Origin of the sequence: Sphingomonas populi (assembly GCF_004208535.1) — a bacterium.
GTDB lineage: Bacteria > Pseudomonadota > Alphaproteobacteria > Sphingomonadales > Sphingomonadaceae > Sphingomonas > Sphingomonas populi.
This window is the reverse complement of record NZ_SGIS01000007.1, coordinates 36789-53248: the sequence shown is the minus strand read 5'-3', so window position 1 is coordinate 53248 and position 16460 is coordinate 36789. Positions and strand designations below refer to the sequence as shown.

Here is a 16460-nt window from a genome sequence, read left to right as displayed (position 1 = left end):
TAGCGACGGAAGGGTGAGGGCAGGGAATTTTGCCCGCCAGTTTACACCAGCTCCAGCGCCACCGCCGTCGCCTCGCCGCCGCCGATGCAGAGGCTCGCGACGCCCTTCTTCAGCCCGCGTGCCTCCAGCGCGCTAAGCAGCGTCGCCATGATCCGCGCGCCGCTCGCGCCGATCGGATGGCCGAGCGCGGTCGCGCCGCCGTTGACGTTGAGCTTCTCGTCCGGGATGGCGAGTTCGCGCGCGGCGATCATCGCCACCACCGCGAACGCCTCGTTGACCTCGAACAGATCGACCTCATCCGCGCTCCAGCCGGCCTTGGCGAGAACCTTGCGGATCGCCGGCACCGGCGCGCTGGTGAATCTGGCAGGCTGCTGCGCATGCGCGGCGGTGGCGACGACGCGCGCGACAATCGGCAACCCGAGCTTCTCCGCCACGCTTTGCCGGGTCATCACCAGCGCCGCCGCACCGTCCGAGATCGACGAGGCGTTGGCCGCCGTCACCGTCCCGTCCTTGACGAACGCCGGCTTGAGCGACGGGATTTTCTCGGGCTTGGCTTTGCCGGGCTGCTCGTCGATCGCGACGACGGTGTCACCGCCGCGCGCTTTGACGGTGACGGGGGTGATCTCGCGGTCGAACGCGCCGCTCGTGATCGCATCCTTGGCGCGCGCGAGCGAGCGCAGCGCGTATTCGTCCTGATCGGCGCGGGTGAGCTGGTATTCGCGCGCGGCATCCTCGGCGAACACGCCCATCGCCGTGCCGGGCTGATAGGCATCCTCCAGCCCGTCGAGCATCATGCTGTCGTAGATCGTGTCATGGCCGATCCGCGCGCCGCCGCGATGCTTGGTCAGCAGATAGGGCGCGTTGGTCATGCTCTCCATGCCGCCCGCGACCGCAATGTCGATCGATCCGGCGGCGAGCGCGTCATACGCCATGATCGCCGCCTGCATCCCCGATCCGCACATCTTGTTGACCGTCGTCGCCTCGACCGAGACCGGCAGCCCCGCACCGATCGCGGCCTGCCGCGCCGGTGCCTGCCCAAGCCCGGCCGGCAGCACGCAGCCCATATAGATGCGCTCGATCAGATCGGGGTTGACCCCGGCACGCTCGACCGCAGCGGCGACCGCGATCGATCCCAGTTCGGTCGCCTTGAGCGGGGTCAGCGCGCCCTGAAAGCCGCCCATCGGCGTGCGGGCATAGCTGGCGATGACGACGGGATCGGTCATGAACATCTCTCTCGGCTGCTTCGGCGTGCTGACGGGCGCGCTCCTGTTGGACGCGAGATAGGAGATGCGGCGGCGGTTTGCGATAGTGCGATGTCGCGATCGTAACGGCCGCGACATTCTGCTATGCAAGCGGCATGATCGCGGGGGGCGGGATGAAGAAACCATTCAATGTCTTGCAGGCGCGCATCCTCAAGGCGCTGACGAAGGCGCTGTTCCACAAGGTCGAGATGGCGATCACCCCCGATCAGGTCGTCGCCAACATCCAATATCAGTTCGGTTTGATGGAGGGCGGCAAGCCCCGCGAGATCGGCCTGACGCTGTATCTCGTCTGTCTGGTTCTGGGTGGGCCGTTGTTCCTGCTGCTCGGGCCGGGTTGGGGCGCACGCCGGGTCGCGCGGCGGCTGGAGCGATCGCAGAACGATCTGATGCAGGATCTCGCGCGCATTCGCGGCGTGATCTACGCGGGCTATTACGGCCACTGGCAGGGCGCCTCGCAGACCACCGAGCAGGGGCAAATCGACAACGAGGACAATCCCGTTCTCGCCCAGATCGGCTTCACGCTGCCGTTTTTTCGCGAACGCGGCGCGGGCGAGGTGCCGATCACCTTTTACGACAAGCGCGACCTGAGCCACGCCGACCTGGTCGATCACGCGAACGTCCCCGAGGCGGTCGATGTCATCGTGATCGGCTCGGGCGCGGGCGGCGCGGTCGCCGCCGCCAATCTCGCGCGGCATGGGCATGATGTGCTGATCGTCGAGGCTGGCGCGTTATGGGCGTCGCGCGATCTGAGCCACGAGGAGCGGCGGATGACTTCGCGGCTGTTCGTCGACGGCGGGCTGCAATCGAGCCGCGACCATGACGTGATCGTGTTTCAGGGCCGCTGCGTCGGCGGATCGACCGTCATCAACAACGGCATCTGCCTGCCGGTCAACCGCGAGGGCCTCACCCACCCGGATGCCGATGACGTGCTGGAACGCTGGGCCAGCCTCGGCGCGCCGGTCGACAAAGCGCGTTTCCATGCCGCCTATGACGCGATCACCGCGCGGCTCTCAATCCAGCCGATCGCGCACCGCGCCGGGCGCAACAATGGCCCGCACCTGTTGAAAGGTTGGGCGGCCTATGCGGCGGAGAGCACCAATCCGATCGACAAGGCAGCGCCGGCCGTGTGGTTCAGCAAGAATTTCGGCCCGCCGAATGGGGAGGCCGAATGCGCCTATTGCGGCTATTGCAACACTGGCTGCCCCTATGGCCGCAAGCAGGGCATGGCGCAGTCGTTCCTGCGCGACGCGCGCGCATCGGGCGCAGGCATCCTTGCCGAAGCCAAGGCGGAGGCGATCCTGTGGCGAGACGACCGGCAGGATGGCAAGCACGTCGCCGATGCGGTGACGGTGAAGCTCGCGGATGGCAGCGAGCGTGTGATCCGCGCGCGCAAGGGCGTGGTGGTGGCGGGTGGCGCGATGGCGTCGAGCCGGCTGCTTCAGGCGAGCGGTATCGGCGAGTCGGGCACCGGCCTGTCGTTCAACATGGCCTGCCCGGTCGTCGCGCTGATGCCGAGCGCGGTGAAGAGCTGGGACGAGGACCAGATGGCGACCTATGTCGACGCGCGCGACTTCCTGCTCGAATCGCACTTCCAGCCGCCGATGAGCATGTCGACGCTGATGCCCGGCTGGATCGGCGATCATGCGCAGCGGATGCGCAATTACGATCGGCTCGCCTCGGCGGGCGTGCTGATCCCGGTCGATCGCCAAGGCTCGCTGATCGATGGCGCGCTCCACCTCAAGCTGCGCGCGGATGTCGAGTTGCCCAATCTGCGCCGCGCGCTCGCCACGCTGTCGCGCGTGCATTTCGCGGCGGGCGCGCTCGAAGTCTATCCGGCGCTCGCGCGCGGCACCACGCTCCGGCGCGGCGAAGACATCGACGCCTTCTTCGAGCGCCATGTTCGCGAGGCTGACGATGTGACGCTCTCGACCTCGCACCCGCACGGCGGCAATGCGCGTGGGTCCGATCCGGCGACGAGCGTGGTCGATCTCGACTGTCGCGTCCACAATGTCGCCAACGTGCTCGTCACCGATGCCAGCACCTTCACCAGTTGCATCCGAGTCAACGCACAGATGACGACGATGGCGATGGCGCATTATGCGACCGAGCACGATCCGTTTTGAAGCCGGACGGCTTCTTCGACTGAATTGATGCGACGCAACATTTACCCGGCTTCGCGCTTTCTGCTAGGCGCGGGGTACGACCTCGCCGACATTCGACTGGAGAACACCCGATGCCGTCTTCGACGCCGATCACGCCTGTCATTCTCTCAGGCGGGTCGGGGACCAGGCTTTGGCCGATGTCGCGGCCCGAGCGGCCCAAGCAGATGCTGGCGCTGACTGCGGAAGAGACGATGCTTCAGCTCACCGCGATGCGCGCGACCGGCGAGCATTTCACCGCGCCGATCGTCGTCGCCAATGCGCGCCACGCCGATATGGTCGAAGAGCAGCTCGATAGCGTCGGCGCGACCGCGCAGGCGCTGATCTTCGAGCCGATCGGTCGCAACACCGCTCCCGCGATCGCGCTCGCGGCGCTCGCTGCCGACGCTTCGAACCCGCTGCTGGTGATGCCGTCGGACCACGTCATCGCCGACGTGGCGGCGTTCCATGCCGCGATCCACGCCGCGCTGCCGCTGGTCGCGGAGGGCTGGCTCGTCACTTTCGGCATCGCGCCCGACGCGCCGGAAACCGGCTATGGCTGGATCAAGGTCGGCGAGGAGATTTCGGGCGGCGTCCACCGCGTCGCCAAGTTCGTCGAGAAGCCGCCGCGCGACCGCGCCGAGGCGATGCTGGCGGCGGGCGACCATAGCTGGAACGGCGGCATCTTCCTGTTCCGCGCCGACATCTATCTCGCCGCGCTCGCGCTGCATGCCCCGGACATGCTTGCCGCCTGCCAGCTCGCGATGGCCAAGGCGCGGCGCGAAGGCACGCGCATCTTCCCCGATGCCGAGGCGTTCGCCGCCGCACCGGACGATTCGATCGATTATGCCGTGATGGAAAAGGCCGAGCGTGTCGCGGTGGTGCCGGTCAGCATGGGCTGGAACGATGTCGGCAGTTGGGATGCGCTCCACGCGATCAGCGAACTCGACGAGGCCGGCAACGCGCACGCCAGCGGGGCGGCGGGCGAGGTGATCGCGATCGACACCACCAACTGTCTGGTCCGCACCGATGGGATGCGCGTCGCGCTGGTCGGCGTCGATGATCTGATCGTCGTCGCCAGCGGTACAGACGTGTTGATCCTGCCGCGCGGCCGCAGCCAGGAGGTCAAGAAGCTGATCGAGGCGATGAAGGCAAAGCCCGCCGGCTGACGGCATTCCGCATCCACCACGCATGAGGGACGCAAATGACAGCCTATATCCTCTTCATCCGCGACGAACCCGTTCATGACGCGGCGGAAATGGCCGAATATCAGCGCCTCAACCGCGAACGCGGCAGCGACGGGTTCGACGTCAAGCGGCTGGCCTTTTACGGCGCGGCTGAAGGACTCGAAGGCCCGACGCCGGACGGTGTCGTCGTGCTCGAATTCCCGAGCGTCGAGGAAGCGGCGGCTGGTACACCAGTCCCGGCTATCAGGCGGCGATGCAGCACCGGCTCAAGGCCGCGAAGTACCGGGTGATGATCGTCGAAGGGGCCTGAGCAGACCGACGCGAACCTAGGGGCTCAGGCCCCCGCGTTGGTCAGCCGCTCTAGCTGGTCCGCGCTCAACGTCAGTCGCGTCGCGCCGAGCAGATCCTCGACCTGCTTCACGCTCGTCGCGCTGGCGATCGGCGCGACCACGCCGGGCTGCGCCGCCAGCCACGCCAAAGCGATTTGCGCCAGCGTCGCCCCGGTCTCTGCCGCAACCGAGTCCATCGCGGCGAGCACGCCCGATTTCTGCGCGATCAGCTCGGCCATGCGGCCGCCGCGTGCGCTCTGCCCCATGTCTTCGGGCGTGCGGTATTTGCCGGTGAGGAAGCCCGCAGCGAGGCCATAATAGGGCAGCACACCGATATTGTGCTCGACGCAATAATCCTGGAGCTGGCCTTCGAAGGGATGCCGGTTGACGAGATTATATTCGGGCTGGAGCACCTGAAAATGCGGCAGACCGGCCGCGCGGGCGGTATCGACCGCCGCCTTGAGCCGCGCGGCATGATAGTTGGACGCGCCGAGCGCACGCACCTTGCCGGCCTTGACCAGTGACGCGAACGCCTCGGTCACTTCGTCGAGCGCCGTCTCGGGATCGTCCTTATGTGCGTAATACAGGTCGATCGTCTCGACGCCGAGCCGCTTGAGCGATGCCTCGCAGCCGGCGACGATCGCCGCAGCCGACAGTGGCGATCCGCCTTCGACGGGCATCATGCCGACTTTGGTCGCGATCAGCACGTCGGCGCGCTTGCCCGACGCTTTGAGCCACGCGCCGATCATCGTCTCCGATTCGCCGCCCTGGTTGCCCGGCACCCAGCGCGAATATGCGTCGGCGGTGTCGATCAGGCTGCCGCCGCCCGCCACGAATGCGTCGAGCACCGCGAAGCTGGTCGGCTGATCGGCGGTCCAGCCGAACACGTTGCCGCCCAGCACGAGCGGCAGGATGTGGAAATCGGTCGCGCCCAAACGTCGGAGGTCGGTCATTGCGTGTCGTCCTGGTTGGTGTCGACGATGGTCGCGGCGTTGGCGTCGACGCTGTTCGCATCGAGCATCGCCGCCGCGTCGTCGAGCGCTTGTGCCTCGCTGCCGGACATCGCGCCGGGGGTGCTGCCGCCCGATCCGCAGCCGCCCAGCGCGAGCAGCAGCGCCGCCGCGCCGAGGAAGCGGTTCAAACGATCACTCCGAGACCGTATTGCCGGCATCCTTGAGTGCCTGGCCGGTCTTGTCCTTGGCCTTGTCGGCGGCGTTGCCGATCGCGTCGCCGGCATTGTCGAGCGTCGCCTCGGCCGATCCGAACGCCTTGTCGGCGGCGGCCTCGGTGCTGTTGGCGGCGGTACGCATGGTGGCGTTGGCATCGGCCGTCATCGTGTCGGCCGCCTGCGCACTCTCGTCCTTTGCCTTCTGGCTGCACGCCCCGAGCGCGAGCGAGGCGGCAACGCCGAGGAGGATGGTCTTCTTCATGGCGGCAGGTCTCCGGCTTGAATGCTGGCGAAGCGATATCGAAGCCGGACAACGCGCGCAATCGCCGGAAGTATCCGCGCGCGCAGACCGTCATTGACCGGATATAAAGATATCTTTATGTCTCATTCCGACATGACGATCGCTCTCGATATCTTCCGTGCGCTGGCTGACGGGACGCGGCTGCGCATCCTCGCGCTGCTGCGCTCGATGGAACTGTCGGTCGGCGAACTCGCGCAGGTGCTCGGCCAGAGCCAGCCGCGCGTCAGCCGCCACGTCAAGATCCTGTGCGACGCCGGCCTCGCTGAGCGGCGCAAGGAAGGCAGTTGGGTGTTTGTCGCACTGGGCGCGGCCGATCGCGTTGCGCCGGTCGCCGATGCGCTAGACGCGTGGAGCGCGGTCGAGACCGATCATTGGGCGACCGCCGACGCCGCCCGGCTGGCGGCGGTGCGCGCCGATCGCGCGGCATCGGCGGCGCAATGGTTCGAAGCGAATGCGCGTGAATGGGATGCGATCCGCTCGCTCCACATCGCCGAGGAGCAGGTCGAGGCCGCGATCGACGGGGTGATCGGCGCGGCGCGGATCGGCCAGTTGATCGATATCGGCACCGGCACCGGCCGCATGCTCGAACTGTTCGCCGCCCGCGCCGAACAGGCGCTGGGGATCGACCGCAGCTCCGAGATGCTGCGCCTCGCGCGCGCGAAGCTGTCGAGCCACGGCATCGACAATGCCGAGCTGCGCCAGGCCGATCTCTACGCGCTGCCGCTGGCGGACGCCGCCGCCGATCTCGCCATCGTCCACCACGTTCTCCATTTCGCGCAGCAGCCCGGCGCCGCGATCGCCGAGGCGGCGCGCGTGCTCAGCCCCGGTGGACGGTTGTTGATCGCCGATTTCGCCCCGCACGACCGCGAGGAACTGCGCACCCGCGACGCGCATACGCGGCTCGGCTTTTCGGACGAGCAGATGGCGACATGGTTCGCCACCGCCGGGCTCGCGCCCGACCGGATCGAGACGCTGGAGGGCGGCGAACTGACGGTGAAGCTCTGGCTGGCGCGCAAGCGGGTTCAGGCGGACACTATTGTACATGAGGTGAAGGCAGCATGACGATCTCGGTTTCGCAACTCGAAGAGGCGCGCCGCGCGCTGGAGGGGCCGTTGTTCGCCGATGTCGCGGGCGATACCGCCGTCTCGTTCGAATTCTTCCCGCCCAAGACGCCCAAGATGGAAGAGGCGTTGTGGGAGACGGTGAAGACGCTCGAACCGTTCGGGCCGCGGTTCGTCTCGGTTACTTACGGCGCGGGCGGCTCGACGCGTGAGCGCACGCACGCCACGGTCGCGCGCATCCAGGCCGAGACGGCGATGCCAGCCGCCGCGCACCTCACCTGTGTCGAGGCGTCCAAGGCCGAGATCGACGCGATCGCCGACGCCTATTGGCAGGCGGGCGTGCGCCACATCGTCGCGCTGCGTGGCGACGCGCCGGGCGCGGACGGCTTCGTGCCGCACCCGGACGGCTATACCAACGCCGCCGATCTGGTCGCGGGGCTGAAGCGGCTTCACCCATTCGAGATTTCGGTCGCCGCCTATCCCGAATGCCATCCCGATTCACGCGGGGTCTCCGATGATCTCGACAATCTCAAGCGCAAGATCGACGCGGGCGCGACACGCGGCATCACGCAATTTTTCTTCGAACCGGAGACGTTCTTTCGCTTCCGCGACCGCGCGGTGGCGGCGGGGATCACCGCGGAGATGGTGCCCGGCATCATGCCCGTCACCAATTTCGCCAGCATCGTGAAGATGTCGGCGCTGTGCGGCACCGAAGTGCCCGCATGGCTCGGCCGGCTGTTCGAGGGGCTGGAGGATCACGCCACCGCGCGCCAGCTCATCGCCGCGACGCTCGCCGCCGAACTGTGCCGCAAGCTTTATGCGGGCGACGTGCGGACGCTGCATTTCTACACGCTCAACCGCGCCGAACTGAGTTTCGCGATCTGCCATATGCTGGGCTTGCGCGCGAAGGTGCCGGCCAAAGTCGCAGTCGCGGCGTAACCATTCCCCTCCCGCTTGCGGGAGGGGTTAGGGGAGGGCCTGTCCACGGACGGACGCTCCTCCGACAAGCCCTCCCCCGACCCCTCCCGTAAACGGGAGGGGAGAAGGAAAAGACGATGACCCCACGCCAATCCCTGCTCGCCGAGGCCGCCAAGCGAATCCTCATCACCGACGGCGCGTTCGGCACAGAGATCCAGAACTGGAAGCTCTCCGAGGCCGATTACGCCGGTAATCTCGGGCTGTCGAAGGACCAGAAGGGCAACAACGACATCCTCGCGCTGTCCAAGCCGGAAGTGCCCGAGACGATCCACCGCGCCTATTTCGAAGCGGGCGCCGACATCGCCGAGACCAACACCTTCTCGGCCAATGTCATCAGCCAGGCCGATTACGGCGCAGAGGCGCTGGTCAAGGACATCAACATCCAGAGCGCTCGGCTCGCGCGCCGCATCGCCGACGAATATCAGGCGAAGGACGGTCGCCCGCGCTTCGTCGCCGGGGCAGTCGGGCCGACCAACAAGACCCTGTCGCTCTCGCCAGACGTTAACGATCCGGGTTTCCGCGAGATCGACTTCGATTACCTCAAGGCCGTGTACCGCGAGCAGACCGACGCGCTGCTCGAAGGCGGTGCCGATTTCATCCTGATCGAGACGGTATTCGATACGCTCAATGCCAAGGCCGGCATCATGGCCGCGATCGAGGCTGGCGATGCGCTTGGGCGCGATGTGCCGATCATGCTCTCGATGACGCTGACCGACCTGTCGGGCCGCAACCTGTCGGGCCACACGGTCGAGGCGTTCTGGCATGCGGTGCGCCACGCGCGGCCGGTGACGATCGGGCTCAACTGCTCGTTCGGCGCCGAGCAGCTTCGCCCGCACGTCAAGACGCTCAGCGCGATCGCCGACACGCTCATCATGGTCTATCCCAACGCGGGCCTGCCCAACGAACTCGGCGCGTATGACGAGATGCCCGAGACGACCGCCGGGCTGGTCAAGGAATGGGCCGACGCAGGCCAGGTCAACATCCTCGGCGGCTGCTGCGGCTCGACCCCCGCGCACATCGCCGAAATCGCCCGCGCCGTCGCCGGCCTGCCGCCCCGCGCGCTCCCCAAGCCTCCGGTGGTGACGCGGCTCGCCGGGCTGGAGCCGATGACGATGGCGGGATGATTTCGCCCTCTCCCCGCTTGCGGGGAGAGGGTGGCCGAGCGCAGCGAGGTCGGGAGAGGGGCAGTCCCGAGCGACATCGTATCGAACTGCCCCTCTCCCCGACCCTCTCCCCGCAAGCGGGGAGAGGGAGAAGAAGAAAGAACCGATGACCAACCTCTCCACCTCCTTCGTCAACATCGGCGAGCGCACCAACGTCACCGGCTCGGCGCGCTTCAAGAAGCTCATCATGGCGGGCGATTACCCTGCCGCGATCGAGGTCGCGCGCCAGCAGGTCGAGAGCGGCGCGCAGGTGCTCGACGTCAACATGGACGAGGGGCTGCTCGATGCCGAGCATGCCATGACGACCTTCCTCAAGCTGATCGCCGCCGAGCCGGACATCGCGCGCATCCCGTTCATGGTCGATTCGTCGAAATGGTCGGTGATCGAGGCCGGGCTGAAATGCGTGAGCGGCAAGCCGATCGTCAATTCGATCAGCATGAAGGAGGGCGAGGAGAAGTTCCTCAAGGAAGCGCGGCTGTGCATGGCCTATGGCGCCGCCGTCGTCGTGATGGCGTTCGACGAGGCGGGGCAAGCCGACACGCAGGCGCGCAAGATCGAGATTTGCGAGCGCGCGTACAAGCTGCTGATGACGATCGGCTTTCCCCCTGAGGACATCATCTTCGACGCCAACGTGTTCGCGGTCGCGACCGGCATCGAGGAGCATAACAATTACGGCGTCGATTTCATCGAGGCGGTGAAAGAGATCAAAAAGCGCTGCCCGCACGTCCATTTCTCGGGCGGGCTGTCGAATTTGAGCTTCTCGTTTCGCGGCAACGAGCCGGTGCGCCGCGCGATGCATTCGGTGTTCCTCTACCACGCGATCCCCGCCGGTCTCGACATGGCGATCGTCAATGCCGGCCAGCTCGACATCTATGACGATATCGATCCTGACCTGCGCGAAGCGTGCGAGGACGTCATCCTCAACCGCCCGCAGCGCAAGCCCGACGAGACGCCGACCGAACGCCTCATCGCGCTCGCCGAGCGCTTCCGTGGCACCGATGCGGTGGCGGAAAAGGCCGCCGAGGAATGGCGTGGCTGGCCGGTCGCCAAGCGGCTCGAACATGCGCTCGTCAAGGGCATCGACATGTACGTGGTCGACGATACCGAGGAATGCCGTCAGCTTTTCCCGCGCCCGATCGAGGTGATCGAAGGCCCGCTGATGGACGGCATGAACGTCGTCGGTGACCTGTTCGGATCGGGCAAGATGTTCCTGCCGCAAGTCGTCAAGTCGGCGCGCGTGATGAAGAAGGCGGTCGCGCATCTGCTGCCCTTCATCGAGGCGGCGAAGGAGCCGGGCGCGCGCGGCAAGGGCAAGATCATCATGGCGACCGTCAAGGGCGACGTGCATGATATCGGCAAGAACATCGTCGGCGTCGTGCTCCAGTGCAATGGCTTCGACGTGGTCGACATGGGCGTGATGGTGCCGTGGAGCGACATCCTCAAGGCGGCGAACGAGAATGACGCCGACATGATCGGCCTGTCGGGCCTCATCACGCCGAGCCTCGACGAGATGGTCACCGTCGCCGAGGAAATGAAGCGCGCCGGCTTCACCATGCCGCTGCTGATCGGCGGCGCGACCACCTCGAAGGTCCACACCGCGTTGCGCATCGCGCCGGCCTATGACGGCCCGGTCGTTCACGTCCTCGACGCGAGCCGCGCGGTCGGTGTCGCCTCGACGTTGGTCAGCGACACGCAGAAAGACGCGTTCGTCGCCAAGACTGCGGCGGAGTACGAAGCGGTTCGCATCGCGCGCGCCAACAAGGGCCAGAACGACCTGCTGCCGCTCGCCAAGGCGCGCGCCAATCCGTTCGCCGCCGATATGGCGCTGAAGCCCGCCGCGCCGCTCAAACCCGGCGTGCATGTGTTCCGCGACTGGGACTTGGCCGATCTGCGCGAGCTGATCGACTGGACGCCGTTCTTCCGCGCATGGGAACTGGCCGGCAATTACCCGGCGATCCTCGACGACAAGATCGTCGGCGAAAGCGCGCGCTCGCTGTTCGCCGATGCGCAGAAGATGCTCGACCGGATCATCGAGGAAAAGTGGCTCACCGCGCGCGGCGTCGCCGGGCTGTGGGTCTGCGCGCGCCATGAAGACGACGTGATCGTCGACACCAAGGGCGATTTCAACGCCGACGAGCTGATCGGGCTCGACATGCTCAACCTCGTCGATGGCACCGACGTGTTCCGCCTGCCGTTCCTGCGCCAGCAGATCGCCAAGCGGGAGGGCCGCGCCAATATGTGCCTGGCCGATTTCATCGACACCAAGGGCGACTGGATCGGCGGCTTCGCGGTCTCGATCCACGGCATCGAGCCGCATCTGGCCAAGTTCAAGGCGGCGATCGACGATTATTCGGACATCCTGCTCAAAGCGCTCGCCGATCGTCTCGCCGAGGCGTTCGCCGAGCGGCTGCACCAGCATGTCCGGCAGGACTTGTGGGGCTATGCGCCCGACGAGCAGCTCACCAACGAAGCGCTGATCCGCGAGCAATATCGCGGCATCCGCCCCGCGCCGGGCTATCCCGCCTGCCCCGAGCACAGCCTCAAGACGATGCTGTTCAAGATGCTCGACGCGCACCACGCGACCGGGGCGACGCTGACCGAGAGCTTCGCGATGCTGCCGACGGCGGCGGTGTCGGGCTTCTATTTCGGCCACCCGCAGGCGGAGTATTTCGGCGTCGCGCGGATCGGCGCGGATCAGGTGACCGATTATGCCACGCGGCGCGGCGTCGATCTGGACACCGCGAAGCGCTGGTTGCGGCCTAACCTCGACTGAGTTCGATCAGGCCGGCTGCATCGTCCCCGTGTCGATGAAGCGCTGGTGCCACGACAGCGCTTCGCCCGGCAGCGACGGCGCGTGCAGGCCGTAAGACCCGACCAGCGCGCGCTCGTAATAGTCGGTCAGCGCGTCGCGGTAGGACGGATGCGCGCAACGTTCGATCACCAGCCGCGCGCGGTGCTTGGGGCTGAGGCCGCGCAGATCGGCCAGCCCTTTCTCGGTCACCAGCACCGCGACATCCTGCATGATGTGATCGACATGCGCCGCCTGCGGCACGATCGCCGAGATCTTGCCGCTCTTGGCGGTTGAGGGCGTCATGAAGATCGAGACATAGGCGTTGCGCGCGAAATCGCCCGAGCCGCCGATACCGTTCTGGATGCGCGATCCCATCACGCAGGTCGAATTGACGTTGCCGTAGATATCGGCCTCGATCAGCCCGTTCATCGCGATGCAGCCCAAGCGGCGGATCAGTTCGGGATGGTTGCTGATCTCCTGCGGGCGCAGGATCATGCGGTCACGATAGCGCCCCATCTCGGCATTGAGCCGCGCCGCGGCTTCCGGGCTGAGCGAAAACGCGGTCGCCGAGGCCATCCGCAGACGGCCGCTGTCGAGCAGGTCGAGCATGCCGTCCTGAATCACCTCGGTATAGGCGGTGAGATCGTGGAACGGCCCATCGACCAGCCCGGCAAGCACGGCATTGGCGATGTTGCCGACGCCCGATTGCAACGGCAGCAGCGACGCGGGCAACCGACCCTTCGTCACTTCATGGCCGAGGAACTCCAACAGATGCTCGGCAATCGCCTTCGCCGATTCGTCGGGCGGCGAGAAGGGCGCATTGCGATCGGGCGAATCGGTCTCGACGATCGCGACGATCTTGTCCGGGTCGCAGCGCAGATACGCTTCGCCGATCCGGTCGTCGGGCCGGACGAGCGGGATCGGCACGCGATGCGGCGGCAGCGCGGTGCCGTAATAGATGTCGTGCATCCCTTCCAGCGCAGGGTTCTGCCAGCGATTGACCTCGAGGATCACCTTCTCCGCGCGGTCGAGCCAGGTCTTGTTGTTGCCGACCGATGAGGACGGCACCAGCGCACCGTCCGCCCGGATCGCGCTCACCTCCACCACCGCGACGTCAAGCGGCCCGAGGAAGCCCTGCCACGCCATCGGCGCGACCTGGCTGAGATGCATGTCGAGATAATCCATCTCGCCACGGTTGATACGGTCGCGCGCGATCGGATCGGAATTGTACGGTAGCCGCAGCTCGATGCCGTTGGCGCGCGCCAGCGCGCCGTCAAGTTCCGGCCCGGTCGAAGCGCCGGTCCACACCTTCACGCGCATCGGCCGGCCAGCGGCATGCTCGGCCTCGATTCGCGCGGCGAGCGCCATCGGCACCGCCTTGGGATAGCCCGAGCCGGTGAAGCCGCTCATGCCTACGGTCATGCCGTGGTCGATCCGCGCGGCGGCCTGTTCGGCGCTGGTGATCCGCGCGCGCAATCCTGCATGGGCGATCCGGTCGGACATTCGAGCATCTCCTTGATACCGGTCTATCGGCCGGGTGAATCCCATGTCGGCTGTGCGAAGGCGAAGACAATGGCTATTAAGAGGCCATCACTTGTGCGAAATGCGTGCGAATGTCTGATCTCGTTCAGAACCTCCGCACGTTTGTGCATGTCGCCGAACGGCTGAACTTTTCGACCGTCGCCGCGCAGAGCCATGCCAGCCATACCACGATTGCGCGCCGTATCGATCAACTCGAAGCGCATTTCGGCACGCGGCTGCTGCTGCGCACGACCCGGCGGCTGGCGTTGACGCGCGAGGGCGAGCGGCTGCTCGACCATGCCCGTGCCGTGATCGAGGAGATCGACCATGCCGAGGCCGATCTCGGCGGGGAGGCGCGGGCGCGGGGCGTGGTGCGCGTCGGCGTTACCACTGCGCTGGGGCTGCATTATGCGGAGCGGATCGTCGGGCTGCACGCGCAGCACCCCGATCTGCGGATCGAATTCGCGATCGCCGACTGGCAGGACACGCTCGACGAAGCCGGGCTCGATCTTGCGGTGCGGGTCGGCGATCCTGCACCGGAGGCGGCATATGCCAGCCCACTCGGGCAGATCGCGCGTGTGCTGGTCGCGGCGCCTGCCTATCTCGCCGCGCACGGCGCGCCGGCCACCCCCGCCGATCTGCTCGCGCACGCCTGTATCGCGTATGGCTATGGGCCGGCGCGCGCGACATGGGACATCGCCGGCCAGCCGTTGCGCGTGGGCGGCCCGTTTCGCGCCAACAGCAGCGAAGCCGTGTACCGCGCGGTGGCGAGCGGACTCGGTATCGGGCTGCTACCGCACATTCAGGTCAGCGGCGATCTCGCGCGCGGCGTGCTGCATCCGGTGTTGTCCGGGTGTGACATCGCCCCGCTGACGCTTTCGGTAACACACCGCTACGCCCGCCTGCGTATGCCGGTGCGGGTGCGCGCGGTGCTCGAATTCCTGGTCGCACAGTTCCCACACGGGCCGAATCCCGATTGATCTGCCGTAAGTGATACGCTCCAAGGGCTGCCGGAGATGCGACATGCATCCGATCGGGCGAGGGTGCGTTGGGCGGTTTCTTTGAAGAGGATACCCATGTCGAAAGCTTCCCTCTCGGTCGGTCCGAAATACCCGCAGGTGGTGGTGCTGATCGGCGCGACCGGCGATCTTTCGCGGCGCAAGCTGCTGCCGGGGCTGTTCCACCTCGTCAGTGAAGGCTTCATCCCCGATTGCAGAATCATCGGCATGTCGCTCGACGAGATGGATGCCGAAGCGTTCCGCACCTTCACCCGCGCCGCGCTCGATGAGTTCCGCACCCGGCCGATCGACGATGCCGAATGGACAAGCTTCGCCGCGTTGCTGGACTACCTGCCGATCGCCGCCGGCCCGGAAAAGCTGCGCGAAGTGGTGCTCGCCGCCGAACAGAGCCTCGGCACCGAGAGCCGCCGGCTCCACTATCTCAGCGTCCCGCCCAACGCCGCCTTGTCGAGCGCGCGAATGCTCGGCGCCGCCGGGCTGGTCGAGAATTCGCGCGTCGTCATGGAGAAGCCGTTCGGCACCGATCTCGCCAGCGCGGTCGATCTCAACGCCAAACTCCATGAGATTTTCGCCGAGGAGCAGATTTTCCGCATCGACCATTTCCTCGGCAAGGAACCGGCGCAAAACATCCTCGCCTTCCGTTTCGCCAACGGCCTGTTCGAACCGATCTGGAACCGCAACTTCATCGATCACGTCCAGATCGACGTTCCCGAGACGCTGGGCCTGGGCAAGCGCATCGGCTTTTACGAAAGCACCGGCGCGTTTCGCGACATGGTGGTGACGCACCTGTTCCAGATCCTCGCCTTCATGGCGATGGAGCCGCCGACCGCGCTCGAACCCGGCCCGATCAGCGAGGAGAAGAACAAGGTCTTCCGCTCGATGCTCCCGCTCGATCCGCAGAACGTCGTGCGCGGGCAATATACCGGCTACCGGCAGGAAGAGGGTGTCGATCCCGAATCGGATACCGAGACCTTCATCGCGCTGAAGTGCCAGATCGATAACTGGCGCTGGGCGGGCGTGCCGTTCTTCCTGCGCACCGGCAAGAAGCTGGCCGAGGGGCAGCGCATCATCTCGATCGCGTTCCGTGAACCGCCCAAGAGCATGTTCCCGGCCGGATCGGGCGTCGGCTCGCAGGGGCCGGATCACCTCACCTTCGACCTCGCCGACGCCTCGCGCGTGTCTTTGTCCTTCTATGGCAAGCGGCCCGGGCCGGGCATGCGGCTCGATAAACTCAGCATGCAGTTCGCGTTGCAGGAGACCGGGCGGATCGACGAGGTGCTCGAAGCCTATGAGCGCCTGATCCTCGATGCGATGCGCGGCGACCGTACCTTGTTCACCACCGCCGAGGGGATCGAGCGGCTGTGGCAGGTCTCGACGCCGTTGCTCGAAAATCCGCCGCCGGTCCGGCTGTACGAGCCGGGTTCGTGGGGGCCGAAGTCGATCCACCAGTTGATCGCGCCGCACGCATGGCGGTTGCCGTTCGAACGCGCGTGGCGTGGCGGGGATACGTCGAAGAAATAGGGAAGAAATAGGACGGTCAGG

At 66.5% G+C, this 16460-nt stretch carries 13 protein-coding genes and 1 pseudogene; 9 read left to right on the top strand and 5 right to left on the bottom strand.

The features are described 5' to 3' along the window. Positions 1 to 41: 41 nt before the first annotated feature. Positions 42 to 1223: an acetyl-CoA C-acyltransferase gene (locus tag EWE75_RS06290; RefSeq protein WP_130155814.1), complete on the bottom strand. Its 1182-nt coding sequence runs from the start codon at positions 1221 to 1223 to the stop codon at positions 42 to 44. A gap of 152 nt (positions 1224 to 1375) precedes the next feature. Here EWE75_RS06290 and EWE75_RS06285 point away from each other — a divergent pair, with 152 nt between their 5' ends. The 3 genes and pseudogenes from EWE75_RS06285 (at position 1376) to EWE75_RS06275 (ending at position 4897) form a co-directional block, all read left to right on the top strand. Next, entirely contained in the window at positions 1376 to 3385 is a 2010-nt protein-coding gene (locus EWE75_RS06285; protein ID WP_130155813.1) for a GMC family oxidoreductase N-terminal domain-containing protein, read from the top strand. A 110-nt stretch (positions 3386 to 3495) separates the two neighbouring features. Then, entirely contained in the window at positions 3496 to 4569 is a 1074-nt protein-coding gene (locus tag EWE75_RS06280; protein WP_130155812.1) for a mannose-1-phosphate guanylyltransferase/mannose-6-phosphate isomerase, read from the top strand. A 35-nt stretch (positions 4570 to 4604) separates the two neighbouring features. Beyond that, a pseudogene (locus EWE75_RS06275) lies at positions 4605 to 4897 on the top strand (DUF1330 domain-containing protein). A 24-nt stretch (positions 4898 to 4921) separates the two neighbouring features. On the opposite strand, the gene EWE75_RS06270 reads toward EWE75_RS06275, so the two are convergent. Genes EWE75_RS06270 through EWE75_RS06260 form a run of 3 tightly spaced genes read right to left on the bottom strand, consistent with a single transcriptional unit; the run spans position 4922 to position 6346 of the window. Further along, a complete protein-coding gene (locus EWE75_RS06270; RefSeq protein ID WP_130155811.1) occupies positions 4922 to 5869 on the bottom strand; it encodes an aldo/keto reductase in 948 nt (315 codons plus the stop codon). Further along, positions 5866 to 6057 carry a hypothetical protein gene (locus EWE75_RS06265; protein ID WP_206364703.1) on the bottom strand — a complete coding sequence of 64 codons (192 nt, stop codon included), beginning with the start codon at positions 6055 to 6057 and terminating at the stop codon, positions 5866 to 5868. Before EWE75_RS06265 ends, EWE75_RS06270 begins: the two co-directional genes overlap by 4 nt. 4 nt (positions 6058 to 6061) lie before the next feature. After that, entirely contained in the window at positions 6062 to 6346 is a 285-nt protein-coding gene (locus EWE75_RS06260; protein WP_130155809.1) for a hypothetical protein, read from the bottom strand. A 132-nt stretch (positions 6347 to 6478) separates the two neighbouring features. On the opposite strand from EWE75_RS06260, the gene EWE75_RS06255 reads away from it, so the two are divergent. The 4 genes from EWE75_RS06255 (at position 6479) to metH (ending at position 12360) form a co-directional block, all read left to right on the top strand. Continuing rightward, positions 6479 to 7447, top strand: coding sequence for an ArsR/SmtB family transcription factor (locus tag EWE75_RS06255; protein WP_130155903.1), 969 nt, complete (start codon positions 6479 to 6481; stop codon positions 7445 to 7447). Next, the gene (gene metF / locus EWE75_RS06250; RefSeq protein ID WP_130155808.1) at positions 7444 to 8385 is read left to right on the top strand and encodes a methylenetetrahydrofolate reductase [NAD(P)H]; all 942 of its coding nucleotides are present in this window, start codon (positions 7444 to 7446) and stop codon (positions 8383 to 8385) included. Before EWE75_RS06255 ends, metF begins: the two co-directional genes overlap by 4 nt. A gap of 116 nt (positions 8386 to 8501) precedes the next feature. Then, positions 8502 to 9548 carry a homocysteine S-methyltransferase family protein gene (locus tag EWE75_RS06240; protein ID WP_130155806.1) on the top strand — a complete coding sequence of 349 codons (1047 nt, stop codon included), beginning with the start codon at positions 8502 to 8504 and terminating at the stop codon, positions 9546 to 9548. Between the two features lie 145 nt (positions 9549 to 9693). Further along, a complete protein-coding gene (gene metH, locus EWE75_RS06235; RefSeq protein WP_130155805.1) occupies positions 9694 to 12360 on the top strand; it encodes a methionine synthase in 2667 nt (888 codons plus the stop codon). A gap of 6 nt (positions 12361 to 12366) precedes the next feature. On the opposite strand, the gene scpC is transcribed toward metH, so the two are convergent. Further along, positions 12367 to 13881, bottom strand: coding sequence for a succinyl-CoA:acetate CoA-transferase ScpC (scpC, locus tag EWE75_RS06230; RefSeq protein ID WP_130155804.1), 1515 nt, complete (start codon positions 13879 to 13881; stop codon positions 12367 to 12369). A 110-nt stretch (positions 13882 to 13991) separates the two neighbouring features. Here scpC and EWE75_RS06225 point away from each other — a divergent pair, with 110 nt between their 5' ends. Both EWE75_RS06225 and zwf read left to right on the top strand, forming a co-directional pair. Beyond that, on the top strand, positions 13992 to 14879 hold the full coding sequence (locus EWE75_RS06225; protein ID WP_130155803.1) for a LysR family transcriptional regulator: 888 nt from the start codon (positions 13992 to 13994) through the stop codon (positions 14877 to 14879). Between the two features lie 96 nt (positions 14880 to 14975). Then, positions 14976 to 16439, top strand: a complete 1464-nt coding sequence (gene zwf, locus EWE75_RS06220) for a glucose-6-phosphate dehydrogenase (protein ID WP_130155802.1) — start codon at positions 14976 to 14978, stop codon at positions 16437 to 16439. The last annotated feature ends 21 nt before the right edge of the window (positions 16440 to 16460 follow it).

Excerpts from the sequence above, each read along its gene's own strand:
- metH (WP_130155805.1), top strand. The coding sequence starts at position 9,694 with ATGACCAACCTCTCCACCTCCTTCGTCAACATCGGCGAGCGCACCAAC.
- EWE75_RS06240 (WP_130155806.1), top strand. The coding sequence starts at position 8,502 with ATGACCCCACGCCAATCCCTGCTCGCCGAGGCCGCCAAGCGAATCCTC.
- EWE75_RS06270 (WP_130155811.1), bottom strand. The coding sequence starts at position 5,869 with ATGACCGACCTCCGACGTTTGGGCGCGACCGATTTCCACATCCTGCCG.
- EWE75_RS06285 (WP_130155813.1), top strand. The coding sequence starts at position 1,376 with ATGAAGAAACCATTCAATGTCTTGCAGGCGCGCATCCTCAAGGCGCTG.
- EWE75_RS06255 (WP_130155903.1), top strand. The coding sequence starts at position 6,479 with ATGACGATCGCTCTCGATATCTTCCGTGCGCTGGCTGACGGGACGCGG.
- zwf (WP_130155802.1), top strand. The coding sequence starts at position 14,976 with ATGTCGAAAGCTTCCCTCTCGGTCGGTCCGAAATACCCGCAGGTGGTG.
- scpC (WP_130155804.1), bottom strand. The coding sequence starts at position 13,881 with ATGTCCGACCGGATCGCCCATGCAGGATTGCGCGCGCGGATCACCAGC.
- EWE75_RS06260 (WP_130155809.1), bottom strand. The coding sequence starts at position 6,346 with ATGAAGAAGACCATCCTCCTCGGCGTTGCCGCCTCGCTCGCGCTCGGG.
- metF (WP_130155808.1), top strand. The coding sequence starts at position 7,444 with ATGACGATCTCGGTTTCGCAACTCGAAGAGGCGCGCCGCGCGCTGGAG.
- EWE75_RS06225 (WP_130155803.1), top strand. The coding sequence starts at position 13,992 with ATGTCTGATCTCGTTCAGAACCTCCGCACGTTTGTGCATGTCGCCGAA.
- EWE75_RS06290 (WP_130155814.1), bottom strand. The coding sequence starts at position 1,223 with ATGACCGATCCCGTCGTCATCGCCAGCTATGCCCGCACGCCGATGGGC.
- EWE75_RS06280 (WP_130155812.1), top strand. The coding sequence starts at position 3,496 with ATGCCGTCTTCGACGCCGATCACGCCTGTCATTCTCTCAGGCGGGTCG.